General features: G+C 73.7%; 13 protein-coding genes. 6 read left to right on the forward strand and 7 right to left on the reverse strand.

Translation table 11 applies throughout. The features are described 5' to 3' along the window. Positions 1-2: 2 nt before the first annotated feature. Positions 3-959: a diacylglycerol/lipid kinase family protein gene (locus ACZ4MH_RS01000; RefSeq protein WP_351599498.1), complete on the reverse strand. Its 957-nt coding sequence runs from the start codon at positions 957-959 to the stop codon at positions 3-5. A gap of 193 nt (positions 960-1,152) precedes the next feature. Between ACZ4MH_RS01000 and ACZ4MH_RS01005 the strand changes: the two genes are divergently transcribed. Both ACZ4MH_RS01005 and ACZ4MH_RS01010 read left to right on the forward strand, forming a co-directional pair. Further along, positions 1,153-2,151 (forward strand): bifunctional lysylphosphatidylglycerol flippase/synthetase MprF, encoded by a 999-nt coding sequence (locus tag ACZ4MH_RS01005; RefSeq protein ID WP_351599499.1) that lies wholly within the window; start codon positions 1,153-1,155, stop codon positions 2,149-2,151. Between the two features lie 37 nt (positions 2,152-2,188). Then, complete coding sequence (locus ACZ4MH_RS01010; RefSeq protein ID WP_351599500.1) at positions 2,189-3,256, forward strand: acyl-CoA desaturase; 1,068 nt, start codon at positions 2,189-2,191, stop codon at positions 3,254-3,256. Between the two features lie 56 nt (positions 3,257-3,312). Here ACZ4MH_RS01010 and ACZ4MH_RS01015 read toward each other — a convergent pair whose 3' ends face one another. The 6 genes from ACZ4MH_RS01015 to ACZ4MH_RS01040 all read right to left on the reverse strand — a co-directional run bounded on the left by ACZ4MH_RS01015 (position 3,313) and on the right by ACZ4MH_RS01040 (position 9,835). Continuing rightward, positions 3,313-4,041 carry an AfsR/SARP family transcriptional regulator gene (locus ACZ4MH_RS01015; RefSeq protein WP_351599501.1) on the reverse strand — a complete coding sequence of 243 codons (729 nt, stop codon included), beginning with the start codon at positions 4,039-4,041 and terminating at the stop codon, positions 3,313-3,315. A gap of 175 nt (positions 4,042-4,216) precedes the next feature. Next, a complete protein-coding gene (locus ACZ4MH_RS01020) occupies positions 4,217-5,002 on the reverse strand; it encodes a thioesterase II family protein (RefSeq protein WP_351599502.1) in 786 nt (261 codons plus the stop codon). Next, a complete protein-coding gene (locus tag ACZ4MH_RS01025) occupies positions 4,999-5,517 on the reverse strand; it encodes a PaaI family thioesterase (protein WP_351599503.1) in 519 nt (172 codons plus the stop codon). The genes ACZ4MH_RS01020 and ACZ4MH_RS01025 overlap by 4 nt, the downstream gene beginning before the upstream one ends. Before the next feature lie 20 nt (positions 5,518-5,537). Next, positions 5,538-6,686 carry an acyl-CoA dehydrogenase family protein gene (locus ACZ4MH_RS01030; protein WP_351599504.1) on the reverse strand — a complete coding sequence of 383 codons (1,149 nt, stop codon included), beginning with the start codon at positions 6,684-6,686 and terminating at the stop codon, positions 5,538-5,540. A 6-nt stretch (positions 6,687-6,692) separates the two neighbouring features. Next, positions 6,693-8,285: an aldehyde dehydrogenase family protein gene (locus ACZ4MH_RS01035; RefSeq protein ID WP_351599510.1), complete on the reverse strand. Its 1,593-nt coding sequence runs from the start codon at positions 8,283-8,285 to the stop codon at positions 6,693-6,695. A 95-nt stretch (positions 8,286-8,380) separates the two neighbouring features. Beyond that, a complete protein-coding gene (locus tag ACZ4MH_RS01040) occupies positions 8,381-9,835 on the reverse strand; it encodes a CoA transferase (protein ID WP_351599505.1) in 1,455 nt (484 codons plus the stop codon). A gap of 133 nt (positions 9,836-9,968) precedes the next feature. Here ACZ4MH_RS01040 and ACZ4MH_RS01045 point away from each other — a divergent pair, with 133 nt between their 5' ends. Genes ACZ4MH_RS01045 through ACZ4MH_RS01060 form a run of 4 tightly spaced genes read left to right on the forward strand, consistent with a single transcriptional unit; the run spans position 9,969 to position 19,258 of the window. Beyond that, on the forward strand, positions 9,969-10,277 hold the full coding sequence (locus ACZ4MH_RS01045) for an acyl carrier protein (RefSeq protein ID WP_351599506.1): 309 nt from the start codon (positions 9,969-9,971) through the stop codon (positions 10,275-10,277). Positions 10,278-10,291: 14 nt separating this feature from the next. Further along, positions 10,292-16,627 (forward strand): type I polyketide synthase, encoded by a 6,336-nt coding sequence (locus ACZ4MH_RS01050; protein WP_351599507.1) that lies wholly within the window; start codon positions 10,292-10,294, stop codon positions 16,625-16,627. After that, positions 16,627-18,237 carry a long-chain-fatty-acid--CoA ligase gene (locus ACZ4MH_RS01055; protein WP_351599508.1) on the forward strand — a complete coding sequence of 537 codons (1,611 nt, stop codon included), beginning with the start codon at positions 16,627-16,629 and terminating at the stop codon, positions 18,235-18,237. The genes ACZ4MH_RS01050 and ACZ4MH_RS01055 overlap by 1 nt, the downstream gene beginning before the upstream one ends. A gap of 28 nt (positions 18,238-18,265) precedes the next feature. Next, positions 18,266-19,258 carry an LLM class flavin-dependent oxidoreductase gene (locus ACZ4MH_RS01060; RefSeq protein ID WP_467753688.1) on the forward strand — a complete coding sequence of 331 codons (993 nt, stop codon included), beginning with the start codon at positions 18,266-18,268 and terminating at the stop codon, positions 19,256-19,258. Positions 19,259-19,273: the final 15 nt, after the last annotated feature.

Here is a 19,273-nt window from a genome sequence, read left to right on the forward strand (position 1 = left end):
CCTCACCCGTTCCGCTGTGCGCGGGGCGCGGCCCAGACCGGCAGCGCGCCCGGCAGCACGTCGAAGGTGGCGGTGGTCCCGATGCTGTGGCGCAGCTCGCCGTCGTGCTCCAGGACCAGCCGTTCGCCGTCCAGCCGTTCCAGGACGATCCGCCGCCCGCGGCCGTACGCCGTGCCGGGCAGGTCCAAGTGGCGGCCCTCGCGGGCAAGTTCGAGGAAGCGGGCCGGGTCGATCCGGCCGCCGACGACGCAGACGTCCAGCAGGCCGTCGTCCGGCTCGGAGCGGGGCAGCAAGAGGTACTGCCCGGCGCGGTAGCGGCCGCCGCCGACGCCGGCCAGGACGGTGGGGCCCTCGGCCAGTACGGTGCCGTCGACGGTGACCCGGCCCGGGTAGGGGCGGTAGCCGGCCGCGGCCTCGGCCAGCAGGCGCGCGTAGCGGGCCCGGCCGCTGCCGGGCGCCGCGCCGGCCGCCGACAGGATCTCGGCGCCCAGCCCCGTGCAGGAGCCGAGGAACACATGGGCGCCGGTCTCGGCGAGCCGGGCGAGGTCGATCCGACGCACCTCGGCCCGCCGGGCGGGACCCAGCACCATGTCCAGGGCGTCCTGCCAGGGCCGGTCCTGCCAGTACATCCGGTACCCGGAGTTGGCACTGCCCGCGGGGATCATGAGCAGCGCTGCCCGGGAGCCGTCGCCGTCCTGCCGGAGCATCCCCTCGGCCGTCTCGTGTGCCGTGCCGTCGCCGCCCACCGTCACCACCAGGTCGGGGCGGTGCCCGGCGGGTTCCTTGGCCAGCGCGCGGTGCACGGCGTCCGTGGCGTCGCCCGGCCCGGTCGTGCGGTGCACGGCCACCGGCCCGAGCCGTTCCCGGCAGCGGGACGCGAGGAGTTCGACGAGCTCGGCGGAGTAGCTGCCGGCTGCCGGGTTGGCCACGATGAGGGCACGCAGCGGTGAGGGGTCCACGGAAAACAGCCTGTCCTACTGTGCTGACCTCGCCCTGACCATTTCCTGACCCCTTCCTGATATTCCCCTGACAGCGCACTGACGGCTGCACAATTTCCCTTTCACGGCCCGGGAATTACTTGTCGCGACCGGCCCCGCGCTGCTCTACTCGGACGTCGGCCCGTCCGCTGCGCACGCCCGGAGGAATGGACGCATGACCACCGAATCAGCCCCGGCGTCTCCGGCCCACCACGCCATCAGCACCTATGCACAGTCCGCCAATCCGAGCGCTTTTCTCGCCCTCAATGAAGGGAACAAGTACTTCACTTCCCCGACCGCGCAAGGCGTGATCGTCCATCGGCGTTCAGGACGCTGCCTGGTCCAGTTCGGCGGGCCTTTCGCGCCGCCCGAGGACTATTCCCGGCTGCTCGGTGAATTCACCGGGTACGCGCGGCGGCAGCGGCTGCGGCTGGTCGGCATCCAGCTGCAGCGGGCCGATGCCGTGCGGTACGCGGAGCAGGGGTTCACCGTCAACCAGATCGGCGCTTCCTACGCGATGGACCTGGCCGGCTTCAGCCTGCGCGGCTCCCGCTTCGTACGGCTCCGGAACAAGATCTCGCGGGCGCTGCGCAGCGGCCTGACCGTGCGGGAGGCCGGGGCCGACGAGTATGCCGGCGCGCTGCGGGAGCTGGACGCGCGCTGGCTCGCGGGCAAGGGGAAGCACGCCAGGCCGCTGGAGTTCCTGGTGGGCCAGCACGGGGGCGCTGCGCAGTCGCACCGCCGGCTGTTCGTCGGGCTGATCGGCGGCGAACCGGCCGGGTACATCTCGTACTCGCCCGTCTACGGCAGCCGGGCCGGCTGGCTGCACGACCTGAGCCGCCGCCGGCCCGACGCGCCGCCGGGGGTCGCCGAGGCCGTCAACAGCCATGCGATCGAGGTGTTCCGCGGCGAGGGCGCGCGCTGGCTGCACTTCGGTTTCACCCCGTTCACCGGGCTCGATCCCGCGTGCGAGGTCCCCGGTCACAGCCCGGCGTTCCGGTGGCTGGTGGGCAAGCTGTGGGAGCGCGGCGGGGCCGTGTATCCCGCGCGCAGTCAGCTCGCCTACAAGGAGAAGTGGGCGCCGGACGTGGTGATTCCGGAGTACATCGCCTTTTGCGGGCGAGCCTCGGTCAGGTCCCTGATCCACGTCTTCCGGGCGGCCAACGCGCTGTAGCCGTGTGCCGTCACCGACATCCCAGGAGGTCATCGGCATGACCTACGTATCCCCTCACCCGTCCGGCGCGCACTCCGGCGCCGCGCCCTTCACCGACCTCTTCCAGCAGGTCAGGGAGGCGGGCCTGCTCAGGCTGCGCCCCCGTTACTACGCCTGGCGGCTGACGCTGAGCGCGGCGCTGTTCGGCGCCGGGCTGGCGGCGTTCCTCCTCCTCGGCGACTCCTGGTACCAGCCGCTGGTCGCCGCGTATCTGGCGCTGTCCTCCGTGCAGTGCGCGTTCATGGGCCACGACGCGGGCCACAAGGCGATGTTCCGCGACAAACGCGCGGCCACGGCGGTCGGGCTGCTCCACATGAACCTCGTCAACGGGATCAGTTACGGCTGGTGGGTGGGCCACCACAATCGCCACCACAGCCACCCCAACCACCTCGACCGCGACCCGGACATCGCCCGCCGTACGGCCGTCTTCCACGTCAAGCAGTACGCGCGCAGGACCGCCCGGCAGCGGTTCATCGTGCGCCACCAGGCCGTGCTCTTCTTCGTGCTGCTCGTCCTGGAGGCGTACAAGATCCAGAAGACCTCGGTGCTGGCGGTCCTGCGCCGGGGTGTGCGGCGCCCGGTCCTGGAGGGCGGGCTGATGCTGGCCCGCGTCGTCGTCTTCGCCGGCGCCCTGCTGCTGGTGCTGCCGCCGCTGAAGGCCCTGGTGTTCCTGCTGGTCCACCAGGCGCTGACCGGCGTGTACCTCGGCCTGGTCTTCGCGCCCAACCACAAGGGCATGGAGATCCGCGACGGTGCGGAGGAGTCGCTGGACTGGCTGGAGCGGCAGGTGCTGACCTCCCGCAACGTCCGCCCCTCCCCCCTGACCGACTTCCTCTACGGGGGTTTGAACTACCAGATCGAGCACCATCTGTTCCCGGCGATGCCGCAGCGGAGCCTCGGCCGGTGCCGGAAGATCGTGCGCGCGTACTGCGCGGCGCACGGCCTGCCGTACCGGGAGGTGGGTATCGCCGCGTCCTACCGCGAGGTCGCGTCGTTCCTGCACGAGGTCAGCGCCCCGATACGGGCGGAACACGAGCGGGCGGGGCGGCACCGCCGGGCCGCCTGAAGGCCGGCCGCCCTCCTTCCCGCGGAGGGCGGCCGGCGTGCACAAGGGGGACGGAGTCAGTTGCGGGACGGCACTCGGGCCGCGTGCACGGCCGACACCGGGCCGCGGTCCAGCGCCGGGTCCTGGACCAGGATGGCGTGCTCCACCCGGCGCAGGGACGGGGAGGGGTCGACGCCGAGCTGCTCGACCAGGCACTGCCAGGTCTGCCGGCAGGTGTCCAGCGCCTCCGCCTGCCGGCCGGAGCGGTACAGCGCGACCATGAGCTGTTCGCAGAAGCGTTCGCGCAAGGGGTTGGCCAGGTGGGCCTCGCGCAGTTCCGCCAGGGCGGCGGTGTGCCGGCCCAGCAGCAGTTCGCTGTCGAACAGCGTCTCCAGCGCCCGCAGCCGGTGCTCCTCGTACCGTGCGGCGGCGGCCTTCGCCAGCGGCCCGCCGGGACTCCCGCCGCAGAGGGTCCCGCGCCACAGGCGCAGCGCGCGGCGCAGCAGGGCGACGGCCTTCTCCGGCGCTTCCCCGCGCAGCCGTTCGGCCCGCGCGGCGCACTCCATGAATGTGGTGGCGTCCAGCTCGGCGCCGTCCATCAGGAGCTGGTAGCCGTACGGGAGGCAGACCAGCCGCGGCGGGACCCGGCCCGGCTCGATCACCTTGAGCTTCTTGCGGAGCCGGCTGGCGTGCGCCTGCAGGGCGTTGGCCGCGCCGGCCGGTGCCGATTCGGCCCACAGCTCGGCCATCAGCGTCTCATGGGATATCGCCTTTCCCTCACTCACCAGGAGGGCCTGCAGCAGCATGCGCTGGAATCCTCCGGACACCGTGATGCTGCCTTCCGGGGAGAGCATTTCCAAGCCACCGAGAATCCTGAACTCGATCAAGGACTCGTCTAGCATGTACCGCCACCGATCATTCTTCTCCTCAGCCCGGAACGCGATACGGAAACCACACTTCCCCGGAAGTTACCCCGCCCCGCTATCGTCCCGCTTTCCGGTGGGTATCGACTTGCCCCTGCTGTGAAACCCGCTGGAGGTGGCGGGCGAAGTCGGTGGTGACGGAAAGGGCGTGCTCGGTGAGGTAGAAATGGCCTCCCGGGAATTCGCCGGCGCCCAGGAACGCAGGGGTACGGGTGGCCCACTCGGCGAGCCCGCCGGGCTCCAGCGTCGGATCGGACCGGCCGCCGTAGGCCACGACCGGGCAGCCGACGCGGGCGCCGTCGTCGCGGTAGTCGGCGACGAGGGCCAGGTCGGCGCGGACCGCGGGCAGGACCAGCGCGAGCAGCTCGGGGTCCGCTCCGGCCTCCGCCGGCAGCACGCCGAAGCGCCGGACCGCCGCGGCGAACTCGCCGTCCGGCAGCGGCAACAGGGCGTCGACCGGCCGGAACCGCTCGGGCGCCCAGCCGGACACGCCCAGCAGCACCGGTCCGGCGCCGCCCTCGCGCTCGGTCGCCACGGCCACCCGGTAGGCGAGCAGGGCTCCCAGGCTGTGCCCGAAGAACGCGTACAGGCGGCCGTCCAGCTCCGCGTCGAGCGCCTCCCGCACCGCTTCGACCAGGGGTGCGGTCCGCCGGTGCGGCGGTTCGGTACGGCGCTCCCCGCGCCCCGGCAACTGCACGGCGTGCACCTCGACTCCGGGGAGCAGGGCCGCCCACCGGTGGTAGAAGGCGGCGCCGCCCCCGGCGTGCGCGAAGCAGAACAGCTGCCGTGCGGCGTCGGGCCGGGGCTCCGCCGTGCGGAACCAGCGGCCCGCCTCCCCCGTCACCCGGCACCCCCCTCCGCCGCCGCCCGCATCCGCTCCGCGAAGTCCGTGTCCGGCACGACGCTCGCGCGGGCCTGGGCGACGGCGCGCCCTTCCGCGTCGGCGATCCGGGCGTTGGCGACCATCCGGCGCCGGCCGGGATGGACGAGTTCGGCGTGCACGGTGTAGGCGTCGCCGGGCCGCGCCGGCCGCAGGAAGTCGATGTCCAGGCTGAGCGTGATCATGGGGTACGCGTGATCGCCGTGGCTCATTCCGGCGGCGCAGCAGGCGTCGTCGAGGACCATGGCGAGGTACCCGGCGTGCACCCCGCTGCCGGCGAAGTTGGCCAGCTCCCGCGGGGGCCGCCAGCTCTCGTCGACCCCGCCGGGCCGGGCGCCGGTCACCCGCAGGCCGAGCAGGGCGTGGTGGGCGCCGTGCGGCACCCGCCCGTCGGCCAGCGCCTGCAGCAGCTCGGCGCCGGTGAGTTCGTCCCAGTGTGCGAGCAGCGCGCTCTCCATCGTCTCCGGCACGTCCGGCATCCTCCCATCGTGACGGGCCATCAGGACAGCACGAGGGGCGCGCCGCCGAAGTAGGCGAGCAGCGGCTCGGCGGTGCTGGTGCGGGACGGCGGATGGAAGGCCAGCGGCCGGACGGCGGCGGCGAGCAGCGCGCCTTCCGGGGAGCGGATGAAGTCCATGCCGCCGAGCAGTTCCAGGGCGAGGTCGGCGGCGCCGGTCAGCGCCTCCTGGACGGCGTACCGGGCGACGAGCACGGCGGCGACCGCCTCCTCGCCCGCCAGGTCGCCGTCGCGGACCGCGCGCGCTGTGCCCTCCAGGAGCAGGCAGGCCGCCTCGACGCGTACCGCGAGCGCTGCCCGGTCGGTGGCGGCGCCCCGGCCGTGCTCCAGTACGCGCTGGACGAGGGCGGTGGCGACGCCCGCGTATCCGGCGGAGATCAGCAGCTCGAACCAGAGGAAGCCGGCGCTCTGGATCTCGGAGAGCCGGTCGGGGCCGTCGCCGTCGGCGGTGGTGCGCAGGACCAGGTCCTCGGGTACGAACACGTCCTTCAGGCGCACTTCGTCGCTCTCGGCCGCGGCGAGCGCGCCGTTGGCCCAGAAGGGATACACGCCGATGCCCGGCGTGTCGGCCCGCACCAGCGCGACGGCCAGCTCGGGCCGCCCCTCGGCGCCGGGGACGGTGACGCTCGCGGTCAGCAGGTCCATCGAGCGGGACAGACTGCACGGCTTCTTGGCGCCGTTGAGCACATAGCCGCCGTCGGCCGGCCGCGCGGTGACGGCCGGGGCGAGGATGTTCTGCTGGGTGCGGCCCTCGGCCCAGCCGGAGGCCATCAGCTTCCGGTCGGGCACGACGCCGGCCAGCAGGTCGCGCTGGGCCGCGGTGAGGCCGTCCTCGCGGTCGGCCAGCGAGTAGAGCATCGCGGCCGTGAAGTGGTGCATGGTCGCGGCGGCGGCGAGGGAGGGCGAGTACGAGCCGAGGGCCCGCATGACCCGTACGGCGTCCACCGGGTCGGCTTCGCGCCCGCCGAAGGCGGCGGGCACCAGCAGTCCGACGCCGCCGTGTTCGCGGAAGAGCGGGATCACCGGGCTGCCGGGCTGTTCCCGGTCCACGAGGTCGGTCTCCTCCAGGGCCTTGCCCAGGCCCGGGTGGTACTGCTCGCAGGTGGTGCGGGCGGATTCCAGGGAGCGCATCGGAGGTCACCTTTCGCCGAAGACCGCGTGGCGCGGGCTGACGCCGGAGCTGATGCCGACACCCTGGAGGTGCGAGGTGGTCAGCATGGGGTAGTTGGCCTCGCCGTGCACGCCGCCGGTCAGGCCGGTGCCGCCGTGGCTGGGCAGGCAGGGCAGGAAGCCGATGTGCGAGTCGTTGACCTTCAGCAGGCCGCCGTTGCGGACCCGTCGCACGAAGGCGTCCACGACCGAACCGTCCCTCGTCCAGAGGGAGTTGCGCAGGCCGTAGGCGTTGGCGTTGAGGAAGTCCCAGAACCGGTCCAGGAGGACCTTCTCGGCGGCCGGTTCGGCGACGATCACCGGGAGCAGCGGGAAGAACGTCTCCCTGCGCACCATCTCCAGCTTCCGGGCGCCCGCGAGGCCGTCGACCCGGACCACGGTCGGCTCCAGGAACACCCCGGTCTCCGACCGCGTCCCGTCCGCCTCGATGCGGTGCCCGCCGCAGACCAGCTCGGCTCCGGAGCCCAGCGCCTCGTCCAGCAGCGCGAAGAACCGCTCGCTGCGCCGTACGGGAGAGAGCAGTACGTCCTCGTCGCCCGGGTGGCCCGGGCGGATGTCGCGGGCCTTGGCTGTCACCTCGGCGAGCAGCGCGTCGGCGATGTCCGGGTGGGCGAGGACGTAGTTGGGGACCATGCAGATCTGGCCGGAGCCGTAGAACGCTTCGGTGACGGCCTCGGCGGCGAGCGGCAGATCGGCGTCCTTCCACACCATGACGCCGTCGTTGCCGGCGAGTTCGAGGACGGGCTTCTTCCCGGCGGCGATGCAGCGCAGCTGGAAGCGGAGGCCCTCCTCGCTGCCGCCGATGTAGAAGATGTCGTCCACCAGGGGGCTGTCGAGCCATCGGGTGAGGGTCCGGCCGGGGTTGCCGCAGACGGCGGCCAGGATGCCGGGCGGGGCACCGGCCTCCCGCAGGACGGGGGCGACGAGTTCACGCAGCAGGTACATGGTGCTGAGCGCGATGCTGCGCGGGGCGCGGACCACGACGGCATTGCCGGCCATGAGCATCAGGACGGCGAGCGCGGCGCTGGGCGCCGGGGCGTTCTGCGGCGGGTTCAGGCACACCACGCCGTCGGGCTGCCGGTGGACGACGAGGCGGCGTCCGGCGTGCCGGAATTCGCTGTGCATGCACTGCCGGTACCACGCGCAGCTCTCCGCGCCGTACAGCTCCAGCAGGCCGCTCAGCTGCCAGCGGGCGAGCCGCAGCGGGGTGCCCTCGGCCACCATCAGGCCGAGGAGTTCGGTGCGGTGCTCCAGCAGTCGTTCCCAGAACATCGGTGCCAGGGCCATGCGCCGGTCCAGTGGCACGGCTGCCCAGTCGGGTGCCGCTTCCGCCGCGGCCTTGAGGGCGGCGTCGTTGTCCGCGTCGTCCGCGACGGCGACCCGGCCGACGACATACGGGTGCTGGGCGGCGGCGGAGTCGGGGTCCGGGTCGCGTTCCAGGGCGCGCTTCAGCCTGACGCTGGTGAAGACGTCCTCCAGCAGGGAGCCGGCGCTGACGGTGTAGACCCAGCCCTCGCCGCCGGCGTCGCGGCCTCCGATGTACGAGGAGTAACTGCGCAGCGGGTGTGCGCGGGGCGGCGGTGCGGGTGCCGCACCGGCCGGCTCGGTGGTGCTGCGGGGAGAGGACCCCACGGTGCCTCCAACGGTCGGGATGGTCACTGCCCCACCGGCAGCGGGCGCCACCGCGGCGCCGAGGAGCCGCGGGGTACGAGTACCGGGTCGTCGTGGCCCGCCGGGGTCTCGCTGAGGCGGACGGGCGGGACGGTGTGCCGCAGCTCGCCCAGCGGGGTGGCGCTGGTCCGCCACTCGGGGGCGGGTGGGACGGCGTCCTCGGCGAGCGCGTCCGTCAACTCCGGCTCCCAGCTGCCCAGTTCCCAGCACCAGTTGGCGACGCCGGCGAGCGATACGCGGACGGCGTAGCTGCCGCCTTCGTGGGCGCGGCGGACGGCCGCGGCCATGATGCCGGAGGCCGCCAGGTAGGAGGCGATGTAGTCGCACAGGATGCGGCCGGGCGGCAGCTTCGGGGTGTCGCCACCGCCTTCGCGCAGGCTGATGCCGGTGAGCGCCTGGGCCTGCTGGTCGAAGCCGCCGCGGTCGCGCCAGGGCCCGGTGTGTCCGTAGGCGCTGAGGGAGCAGTGGATCAGGCCGGGGACCGCGGCGGCGCACTCCTCGGCGGTGAGCCCGAGCCGTTCGGCCTTGCCCGGGCGGTAGTTGTGGACGAAGACGTCGGCGTCGCGCAGCAGCCGGTCGAAGGTGTCGCGGCCGGCGGCGCCCCGGGCGTGCAGGTCCAGCCGGGCCGAGCGCATGCCGCCGGCCGACTCGTGCCAGATGATGTCGTGGTCGAAGGAGTCCGGTTCGCACACGTGCAGGACGTCGGCGCCGTACTCCGCCAGCGTCCGGCCGGTCGCGGTGCCCGCCAGGATGTGGGTGAACTGCAGGCAGCGCAGCGAGGACAGCGGCCGCGGCCCGTGCGGCAGCGGGACGACGGGGCCGTCGGCGATCCGCTCCACCGCCACCAGCGGCTCGGCCAGCACGGCGCGGCCCTGGGGGTGGGCGAGGAATTCCGCGCGGGTGCGGGCGACGGCGAGCGGGACGGCCCGTTCGGCGGCCGCCTCCTCCAGATCCGCGGCGTCCCAGCCTGCGACGGCGGCCGCAAGGTGCTCCCTGGTGTGCGCGCACCCCAGGAGGTCCAGCAGGGCGTCGCGGGTGCGCGGGTAGCAGGCGATGGGGATGACCCAGCGGCCGTCGGCGGTGCGGTAGAAGTCCCAGAGCGCGGGGGCCGGTCCGGACAGCCCGGCCAGCGATCCCATGCTGGAGGGGTAGCCGTTGAGCGTGGCCAGGCCGCCCAGGAACGGGGACATGCGGTGCAGGCCCTGGCCCAGGTCCAGGGCGAGGCGCTGGGCCCGTCCCGTGCGCAGCTGCCAGATCTGTGCGGCGCCGACGGCCGACGTGAGCAGCGGCACCCCGATCGCGGCGGACATGCGCAGCGTGGATTTCACGTACGGATGGCAGCCGGTCACGGTCAGGTCGCTCACGGCCGATTCCCGGCTCAGGCCGATCGCTTTCAGCGTGGCGTCCAGTTCTCGGGTGAAGTCGAACCCGTCCTCCATTATTCCCTCGATTCTTTCCGTCCGGCGCGTTCCGGTGCGGGGCCGCCGAGTCTGCCACTGCCGTGGCACCGCCGGAACACATGGTCAGCGAGGCGTCAGCGCATTGTCAGCGGGCTTTGCTTGACTGCCGACCATGGCGGACTCCGACGACCTTCACCGGCTGCCCCGCGCCGAGCGCCGGGAGGCGCTGGAAGAAATTCTTTCCCGGGAGTTCAGGGCCGGTCTGCTGATGGACGAGGCGGAAGAATTGCCTTGGGACGAGAACTTCTTCGACCTGGGCCTGACCTCGCTGCGCCTCATGGAGCTCAAGCAGCGCGTGGAAACCCTGCTGAACTGTGACATCAGCACCAACGTGCTGTTCAACAGCCCCAATTTGGCGAAGCTTGCGGACCACCTGGCCGATGTCGTCCTGCCCGGCCTTTCCGACGAACCGGCCCGCTGAGGAAGGAACCAGCCATGTCAGAAACGCCCGAGGCCGCCACGGGGGACATCCGGCACACCGCGGACGAGCCGATAGCCGTCGTCGGAGTGGGCCTGCGTTTTCCCGGCGGAAACGAAACGCTCGCGGAATTCGCGGATTTCCTGCGTGCGGGACGGTCCGCCGAGGGGCCCGTTCCGGAGGACCGGTGGGTTTCCGCGGACAGTACGGAGCGGCCTGCGGGTAATTTCCTCGACGGGCTCGACCGGTTCGACGCGAAGTTCTTCAAGATATCCCCCAAGGAAGCCCCGTACATCGATCCCCAGCAGCGCCTGGTGCTGGAGACCGCCTGGCACGCCCTGGAGGACGCCAACATCGACCCGACGGGCCTGCGGGACACCGGCGCCGGGGTCTATCTGGGCGTCATGTCCATGGACTACATGACGGAGACGGCCGCGGTACCGGAGAAGGAACTGTCCGGCGCGCTGGTCCCCGGCAACGCGCACAGCGCCGTGTCCGGGCGGCTGTCGTACTTCCTGGGGCTGCGCGGCCCCTGCATGAGCGTCGACACCGCCTGCGCGTCCTCGCTCACCGCCGCCCACCTCGCCGCGCAGGGCCTGCGCCGCGGGGAGTGCGACCTTGCGCTGTGCGGCGGCGTCAACGCGATCCATCACCCGCTGATCCAGGCCGCCCTGAACAGCGCGGGGATGCTCGGCGCCGACGGGCGCTGCAAGACCTTCGACGAGAGCGCGGACGGCTACAGCCGCGGCGAGGGCTGCGGCGTCCTGGTGCTCAAGCGGCTGTCCGACGCGCTGCGCGACGAGGACCGCGTCCTCGGGCTGCTGCGCGGCTCGGCCGTGGGCGCGGACGGCGAGAGCGCGGGCCTGACCGCGCCCAGCGGCATCGCCCAGCAGGCCGTGATGAGGGCCGCGATCGCCGACGCCGGGCTGCGGCCCGAGCACATCCAGTACGTCGAGGCACACGGCACGGGCACCCCGCTGGGCGACCCCGTGGAACTGGGCTCGATCAGCGACACCTTCGCGGCCTCCCACAGCGCGGCCGCGCCGGTGGTGGTCGCCTCGGCCAAGACCAACGTCGGGCACCTGGAGTCCGCGGCCGGTGTCTGCGGCATCGTCAAGGTCCTGCTGCAGATGCGCGAGGGCGTCTTCTACCCGCATCTGCACCTCACCACCCCGTCGCCCCGCATCCCCTGGGACAGCTGCCCGGTGACCGTGCCGACCCGGGTCACGCCGTGGCCCGCCGGCGGTCCGCGGCGCGCCCTGGTGAACGGCTTCGGCATCGCCGGCACCCTCGGCTGCGTGGTGGTCGAGGAGCCGCCGCCCGCGGCCGGCACGGAGCCCCCGCAGGACGACGCCGCACCGCAGGTCCTCACCCTGTCCGCCAAGAGCGCCCCGTCGCTGCAACGCCAGATCGAGCGCTGCCGGGAGTACGTCGCGGACCACCCCGATGCCCCGGTCGCCGACCTGTGCCGCACCGCCGCGCTCGGCCGCGCCCACCTCCCCGTCCGCCGCGCCGGAGTCGTCCGCGACCGCGCCGGGCTGACGAAGCTGCTCGGCGACTGGGCGGCGCGCGACGCCGGACCGGGCGCCGGCGGCGCCGACGGCGGGCGCGGCGTGCGCAAGGTCGCGTTCCTGTTCACCGGCCAGGGCAGCCAGTACCCGGGCATGGGCCGGGCACTGTACGCCCGCCACCCGCTCTTCCGGGAGCGTCTGGACGCCTGCGACCGGCTGTTCGCGCCGCACCTGGGCCGGTCGGTGAAGGACCTGGTGACCGGCGCCGACGGGGACGGCGTCGCGATCGACCGGACCGTGCACACCCAGCCCGCACTGTTCGCGCTGGAGTACGCGCTGGCACACCTGTGGCTGTCCTGGGGCGTACGCCCGAACGTCCTGGTCGGCCACAGCATCGGCGAGATCGCCGCGGCGGCCGTCGCGGGGGTCTTCTCCCTGGAGGACGCGGTGGCGCTGGTGGCGGCGCGGGCCCGGCTGATGCAGTCGGTCACCGCGCCCGGCGGCATGGCCCAGGTGCCGCTGCCTGCGGACGAACTCGCCCCCTTCCTGGACGGCCACGCCGATCTCGCCGTCGCCTGCCGCAACGCGCCCCGCCAAAGCGTGATCTCCGGCGGCCGGCGGACCCTGGACGAGGTGTGCACGTACCTGCGCAAGGAAGGTCACGACGTGCGCGAGCTGCCGGTATCGCACGCGTTCCACTCACCGCTCATGGCCGAGGTGGCGGACGCCTTCCGGCACGAGCTGAAGGACCTCAACTTCCACGAGCCGCGACTGCCCCTCGTCTCGAACATCACCGGGCGCGTCGCCAGGGCCGGGGAGCTGACCACGCCGGAGTACTGGGTCCGGCACATCGGCGCGCCCGTGGACTTCGCGGGCAGCATGCGCACGGTCGCCCGGCGCGGCGGGCACGCGTGCGTCGAGATCGGCCCCGCCTCGACGCTCACCTCCCTGGCCCGGCAGTGCGTACCGGCCGGTGACCACCTGTGGCTGGGCGGCCTGCACCGGGCCGACGGGGACGGCAACGTACTGCTGACCTCCCTCGCCCGGCTCTACACGGCCGGCTTCCCGGTGGACTGGGCGGGCTTCCACCGCGGCACCGCCGGCCGGCCCGTCACCCTGCCCCCGTACGCCTTCGACCGGAAGCCGTACTGGCTCCCGGTCCCGCGCGGGCGGAATCGGGGCGCGGTGGCCGCCGCGGCCGGGCAGCAGCACCATCCACTGCTGGGCGAGGAGAGCACCACCGAGGAGCAACTCGGCGACAGCGTGCGGGAGTTCGCCGCCCGGGTGAATGCCAAGCACCCCGCGTACCTGGCGGACCACGTCATCATGGGGCAGGTCGTGCTCCCCGGCGCGGCCTATCTGGAAGTGCTGCTCGCGCTTCAGGACGCGGTGTACGGGGAGACCTGCCGGCCGGTGACGGACGTGGCGATCCTGGAGCCCGTCTTCCTCGCCACCGACCGGGTCACGGAGCTGCGCACGCGGCTGCGGTCCCGGCCGGACGGCACGGCGACGGCCGAGATCGTGACCCGGGTCGCGGGCCGGGGCGGGGCCTTCGAGCGCTGCCACGCCACCGCGGTCCTGGGCCTGCCCGCGGCGCCCGGTACGGCGCTCACCAGGGCCGGTACCGAGCTGTGCGCCAGGGCCGCCGAGGCGGCCGGAGCAGGCGAGGCGGCGGCGGAGATGAGCAGCGAGGAGCTGTACGCCGGGATGTCGGCGGCCGGGGTGGACTACGGCCCGGAGTTCCGCCGCCTGGTGCGGGCCCGCCGGTACGACGGCCGGCTCACCGTGGGCGAGCTGCGCGGCACGCGGACGGGCGCGGCCGAACAGCTGCCGCCGGCCCTGCTGGACAGCTCACTGCACGCCATGGCCCTCCTCAATGACGCCGGGGAGACCTACCTGCCGGTGCGGTTCGGACGGCTGCGGCTGTTCAAGAAGCCGAAGTCGGCGGAGCTGCGGACGCTGGCCAGGCTCGTCCCGGTACCGCCCGGGGCCGCGCAGGAGGTGGACCTGGCGGCGGACGTCGTGCTGCTGGAGGGCGACCGGCCGGTCTTCGAACTGACCGGACTGGGCCTGAAGCGGGTGGCCAACACGGCGGCCGGGAGCGGGCGTCCGGCCCACCTCTACCACGAACCGCGCTGGGTCAAGCGCTCGCTGACCGGTCCTGGGGCCGGGTCCGGGGAGCCGCGCCGCGTCGTGGTGCTGAACCGCGGCGAGGCGGAGCGGGCGCCGCTGGCCGCCCGGGCCGCGGAGACCGGTACGGAACTGGCGTACGCCACCGGACCTGATGACCTCGCCGATCTGCTGGCCGACCGGCGGCCCACCGATGTGTGCTGGTTCTGGCGGCCCGGCGAGGGCGACGGAGTGGCGGCGCTGCGTGCCGAGTGCCGGCGCAACTACCGCGACCTGCTCGCGGTGCTGGGCGCGCTGGAGCGCGCGGGCTTCGGGCACGGCGGGCGGCTGTGGCTGGTCACCGAGGGCGCCCAGCTGCTGCCGGAGGAGGCACCGCGCGGGGCCGGGCCGTCGGCGGCGGCCACGTTGTGGGGCTTCGGGCAGGCGCTGTGGCACGAGTACCCGGGTTACCGCGTCACCCTGGTCGACCTGCCCGGCGGCAGCGATGCGGACGGCGCGGCGGGGGCGCTGCTGGACGAGTTGCCGGCGCGGGACACCGGGGAGTTCCAGGTGGCGTACCGGGGCGGGCACCGCCACGTACGGCGGCTGCACCCGTTCGATCCCGCGGGCCGGCGGGACGCCCCCGTCCGGCTGGCCATCAAGGAGTACGGCTCGTTCGCGGACGTCCGGCCGGAGCCGGCCGAGGCCGTCCCGCCCACGGGCGACCGGATCCAGGTCGCGGTGCACGCCGCGGGGCTGAACTTCAAGGACGTGCTCAACGCTCTGGGCCTGCTCAAGCAGCACGCCGAGGACACCGGCGGGACGTACCGGGCGCAGCCGCTGGGGTTCGAATGCGCGGGGACGGTGATCGCGGCCGGGCCGGACGCGGCCTTCGGGCCCGGAGACGAGGTGGTGGTGAACGCGGTCGGCTGCATGGCGAGCACCCTGACCGTCTCCTCGGAGCTGGCGGTGCGCAAGCCGGACCGCCTCACCATGGCCGAGGCGGCCGGAGTGCCGACGGTCTTCGTCACCGCGCACTACGCCCTGCACCAGCTGGCCGGGATCAAGCCGGGCGACCGGGTACTGATCCACGCCGCGGCGGGCGGCGTCGGGCAGGCCGCGGTCCAGCTCGCGCAGGCGGCCGGCGCCGAGGTGTACGCCACCGCCAGCCCCGCCAAGTGGCCGCTGCTGCGCGCCCAGGGCATCCGGCACGTCATGAATTCCCGGACCCTGGACTTCGCCGACGAGGTGCTCGCGGCCACCGGCGGCGCGGGCGTGGACACCGTGCTGAACAGCCTGAACAAGGAGTTCATCCCGGCGGGTCTGCGCTGCCTGGCCCCGGGCGGACGGTTCGTCGAGCTGGGCAAGGTCGGCTCCTGGACCCCGGAGCAGGTACGCGAGGTACGCCCCGACGTGACGTACCACCACTTCGACCTGGGCGAGCGTCCCGAGGCCGAGGCACGGGCGCACACCCGGCAGATCCTGCGGACCGTCGTCGAGCAGCTCGCCGACGGACGGCTGAAGCCCGTTCCCGCCACGGTCTACTCGCTCGACGAGGCCGAGGAGGCGTTCTCGGCACTCAGCCGGGGTGCGAGCACCGGCAAGCTGGTGCTGCGCTTCGCGGACGAACGCGCCAGGGCCGTAAGGCCGTTCGCGGTCGGGCCCGACCGCACGTACCTGATCACCGGCGGCCTGGGCGGGCTGGGGCTGGTGACCGCCCGCAAGCTCGTCGAGCTCGGCGCGCGCCATCTGGCGCTGGTCGGCCGCGCCGGACTGCCCGCCGCCGAGGCGGCGGCGCTCGCGGCCGAACTCGGGAAGGACGTCGAGGTCGCGGTCCTGAAGGCGGACATCGCCGAGCCCGCCGACGTCGAGCGGATCACCGCGGAGCTGAAGCAGTGCCCGCATCCGGTGGGCGGCATCGTGCACGCGGCCGGCGTCCTCAACGACCTGCCCGCGTCCGCGCTGACCTGGGAGGACATCGAGACGGTACTGCGGCCCAAGGTCTACGGCTCGTGGCTGCTGCACGAGGCGGCCACGTCCTTCCCGGAGCTGGACTTCTTCGTGGGCTACTCCTCCGTGGCCGCCGTGCTCGGCGGCCCCGCACAGGCCAACTACGCGGCGGGCAACGCCTACTTGGACGGGCTGCTGCGCTGGCGGGCGGGCCACGGCCTGCCCGGACTGACCGTCAACTGGGGCCCGTGGGCCGAGGTCGGCATGTCGGCCCGGCTGGACGCGCCGCTCGCCCGACGGCTCCAGGACCAGGGCGTCGCCTTCCTGCACCCGGCGGACGGGATGCACGCACTGGTCGCCCTGCTCGGGCAGCCCGCTCCCCAGGTCGTCGCCGCGGCGTGCGACTGGGACCGGTACGCGGCGGGCCGGGCGTTCCCGCACAGCCTGTACCGGCACCTGGTGCGCGAGTCGGGGGGCACCGCCCGGCCCGGGCTCGACGCCGACGCTCTCCTGGCCCTGCCCGCGGACGAACGCAGGGCGGCGCTCAACACGTATCTGCGCGCCCGCATCGCCGACATGCTGCACTTCGAGAGCACCGACGACGTGGAACCGGACGCGGTGTTCCTGGAACTGGGCCTGGACTCGCTCGCCGCCGTGGAGCTCAAGAACGCGCTGGAGACCGCGCTGCGCGTGCCGCTGCCCGCCTCGGTCACCTTCGATCACCCCTCCGTCGGGCGGCTCACCGACTTCCTCGACCGGCAGCTGTCCCGAGAGGGCCTGTGATGAACGACGACACGCTCACCCCTCCGCAGACCACCGTCCACCCGCGGACGCTCGACGCGGTCGCGGCCCGCCGGGCCGCCGACCACCCCGGCCGGCCCGCCATCCTCTGCGAGGACCGCAGCGTCACCTACAGGGAGCTGCACCGCGAGAGCAATCGCACCGCGCACGCGCTCCGCGCCGCAGGGCTCGGCCCCGGCTCCCGGGTGGCCTACCTCGGCAAGGAGTCCGAGCACTTCTACGAGACCGCGCTGGCCTGTGCCAAGACCGGCGCCGTCCTCGTACCGGTCAACTGGCGGCTGACCCGCGACGAGATCGCGCACATCCTCCGCGACTCCGACACCGAACTCCTCTTCGCCGAACGGGAGCGGCTGGTGGTCGCCGGGCAGCTGGCGGCGGACCTGCCGCGGCTGCGCGGGGTGGTGCCCCTGGACACCGCAGAGCACCGCCGCTCGGGCTTCCTGGCCTGGAAGGCGGGCCATCCGGACGACGGGCTCTCCCCCGCGGCCGGCCCCGGCCCGGGCCCCGACGACGCCGTGGCGCAGATCTACACCAGCGGCACCACCGGGCTCCCGAAAGGCGTGGTGCTGGCGCACCGCAGCTTCTTCGGCGTCGAGGAGGCCGTCCGGCGGCACGGCTGCGACTGGGTGGAGTGGCAGCCCGGCGACCGGTGCCTGGTCGGCATGCCCGGCTTCCACATCGGCGGCCTGTCCTACGCGATGCAGGGCTTCGTCGCCGGGGCGACGATGGTCAGCATGCCGATGTTCGTCCCCGCCGACGTACTGCGGCAGATCGGCGAACTCGGCATCACCCACGGCCTGGTGACCCCCGCCATGCTCCAGATGCTGCTCGACGAGCCGGGCGCGACCTTCGCCGCCTTCCGCTCCCTGCGGAAGATGGTGTACGGCGGCGCGCCCATCTCCGGCGCGCTGCTGCAGCGCTGCCTGGCGACGCTGGGCTGTGAGTTCGTCCAGATCTACGGCAGCACCGAGACCGGCAACTTCGCCGCCTGCCTGCCGCCCGCCGACCACGTACCGGACAGTCCGCGGCTGCGCGCGGCCGGGCGCGCGTACCCGGGGATCGACCTCAAGGTCACCGACGCGGACGGCGCGGCCCTGCCGCCCGGCGCGGTCGGCGAGGTCTGGGTCCGCTCCCCCGCCCGCATGCTGGGGTACCACCGGCAGCCGGCGGCCACCCGGGAGACGGTGCGGGACGGCTGGGTGCGCATGGGCGACGCGGGCCGGCTGGACGCCGACGGCTATCTGTTCCTCTGCGACCGCATCAACGACACGATCATCGTCGGCGGCGAGAACGTCTACCCCACCGAGATCGAGAACGCGCTCGCCGACCATCCGGCGGTGGCCGAGGCGGCCGTGGTCGGAGGCCCGGACGAGCGCTGGGGCGAGGCGGTGCACGCGTACGTGGTGCTGCGCGCGGAACAGCAGGCCACCCCGCGGGAGCTGTTGCGTTTCCTGCGCGGCCGGCTCGCCGACTTCAAGATCCCCACGGCGTACGCGTTCCTGGACGCGCTGCCGCGCAACCCCAACGGCAAGGTGCTGCGCCGCGCCCTGCGGGATCCGCTGTGGCAGGGCCGGGAACGCCAGGTCAATTGAGGGCACGTCAGGAACGGGAGACCACGGCATGAGCACCGAGGAACACCAGGACCACACCGAAGGACACCGGCTGCGGGTCGGCGTCCTGCTGCCGACCCGGGAGGCGGCGATCAACGGCGACCACGCCGTCGCCCCGCTGCTGGACTTCGCCCGCGAGGCGGAGCGGCTGGGCTACGACTCGCTGTGGACGGGTGATTCGCTGCTCGCCCGGCCCCGCCTCGACCCGGTGGTGGTGCTCGCCGCGGCCGCCGCCGTGACGACCCGGATCACCCTGGGCACGGCGGCCTTCACGGCGGCCCTGCGGCACCCGCTGCTCGGCGCGCACCAGCTCGCGAGCCTGGACCGGGCGGCGGCCGGGCGGCTGGTGGCCGCGCTCGGCGCGGGCTTCCCCGTGGCGGAGACGGAGGCGGAGTTCGCGGCGGTGGGCGTGCCGTACACCGGGCGGTTCAGGCGTCTGGACGAGACGGTACGGCGGTGGCGGGAGGTGTGGCGCGGCGGTGCCGGCGCGGACGGCGCCCGGCCGGGCGATGCGGCGCGGCTGCCGTCCCCGGCCACGCCCGGCGGGCCGCCGCTCTGGCTGGCCGGCAGCGACACCCCGCGGGTATTGGCGCGCACGGCCGAACTGTACGACGGCTGGCTGCCGTTCCTCCCGGAGGCGGCGGCGTACGCGCGGGCCTGGGAGCGGATCGGGCAACTGGCCGCGGAGCGGGGGCGGTCGCCGGGCGACATCGCGCCGGGGCTGTACGCGACGCTGGCGGTCGGCCCGGACCGGGCGGCGGCACGCAAGGAGCTGGACGCGTACACGCAGGCGTACTACGGGCGCTCGCTGGCGGAGATGGCGGGGTTCCAGGCGTACGGGTACGGCAGTGCGGCGGAGTGCGCGGAATGGCTCGGCGGGTACGTCCGGGCCGGGGCCCGGCACCTCATCGTACGGATCGGTTCGCTGGATCCGGCCGCGCAGCGGTCCCAACTGGCGGAGATTGCGGAGGAGTTGGTGCCCGCGCTGCACGCGGGCACCTGACCCTTGCGTTCCCCG

The organism is Streptomyces sp. NPDC026301 (assembly GCF_055567935.1).

Coding starts and splice junctions, on each gene's coding strand:
- ACZ4MH_RS01050 (WP_351599507.1), top strand. CDS start 10,292: ATGTCAGAAACGCCCGAGGCCGCCACGGGGGACATCCGGCACACCGCG.
- ACZ4MH_RS01040 (WP_351599505.1), bottom strand. CDS start 9,835: ATGGAGGACGGGTTCGACTTCACCCGAGAACTGGACGCCACGCTGAAA.
- ACZ4MH_RS01010 (WP_351599500.1), top strand. CDS start 2,189: ATGACCTACGTATCCCCTCACCCGTCCGGCGCGCACTCCGGCGCCGCG.
- ACZ4MH_RS01045 (WP_351599506.1), top strand. CDS start 9,969: ATGGCGGACTCCGACGACCTTCACCGGCTGCCCCGCGCCGAGCGCCGG.
- ACZ4MH_RS01030 (WP_351599504.1), bottom strand. CDS start 6,686: ATGCGCTCCCTGGAATCCGCCCGCACCACCTGCGAGCAGTACCACCCG.
- ACZ4MH_RS01015 (WP_351599501.1), bottom strand. CDS start 4,041: ATGCTGCTGCAGGCCCTCCTGGTGAGTGAGGGAAAGGCGATATCCCAT.
- ACZ4MH_RS01055 (WP_351599508.1), top strand. CDS start 16,627: ATGAACGACGACACGCTCACCCCTCCGCAGACCACCGTCCACCCGCGG.
- ACZ4MH_RS01005 (WP_351599499.1), top strand. CDS start 1,153: ATGACCACCGAATCAGCCCCGGCGTCTCCGGCCCACCACGCCATCAGC.
- ACZ4MH_RS01025 (WP_351599503.1), bottom strand. CDS start 5,517: ATGCCGGACGTGCCGGAGACGATGGAGAGCGCGCTGCTCGCACACTGG.
- ACZ4MH_RS01060 (WP_467753688.1), top strand. CDS start 18,266: ATGAGCACCGAGGAACACCAGGACCACACCGAAGGACACCGGCTGCGG.